Genomic DNA, 516 nt, shown 5'->3' on the forward strand with positions numbered 1-516 from the left:
GTTGGTTTATTAGCACTGCCCCTCCCCGGGGCGGGGGTAACTTTCTTTGCTGCTGCAAAGAAAGTCACCAAAGAAAGCAGCTTTGTCACCGCCCGCGGTCACACGCAGTTTGGCCATTTTGTCCTCCAAGGTGGCACTCGCCTAAGTGTCGCCCTCAAAGGACCCATCGGGCTTGGATCGCGCACGGTCTGACAAACCATAACTTTGAGCGCGCTGGTTCAGCACGAAATAGCTTCGGCACAGCGCTACGCGCTGCCGCTGGGTATGCCGGGGAAACCTACGCATACCCGATTGACCCATCGGCCGCGCAGCGGGCCGGAACTTGAAATGGCTGTACCAATACATTGAGTGGCGCGATGTGACGGACCGTGCGCGATCCAAGCCCGATTGGGCTTGTGAGGGCACTCGTTAGGCGAGGGCCATTCCTGGAGGAGAAAAATGGCCAACGTGCGTGTGACCGCGGGCGGTGAGAAAGCTGCTTTCTTTGGTGACTTTCTTTGCAGCAGCAAAGAAAGT

1 protein-coding gene is annotated in these 516 nt (G+C 57.6%); it reads left to right on the top strand.

Translation table 11 applies throughout. The annotated features are described in order from the left end of the window. The coding region (locus AWB70_RS39490) for a hypothetical protein (RefSeq protein ID WP_143281759.1) at window positions 1-192 on the top strand (192 nt) is incomplete at its 5' end. Window positions 193-516 lie beyond the last annotated feature (324 nt).

The sequence above is a fragment of the Caballeronia cordobensis genome (assembly GCF_001544575.2).
GTDB lineage: Bacteria > Pseudomonadota > Gammaproteobacteria > Burkholderiales > Burkholderiaceae > Caballeronia > Caballeronia cordobensis.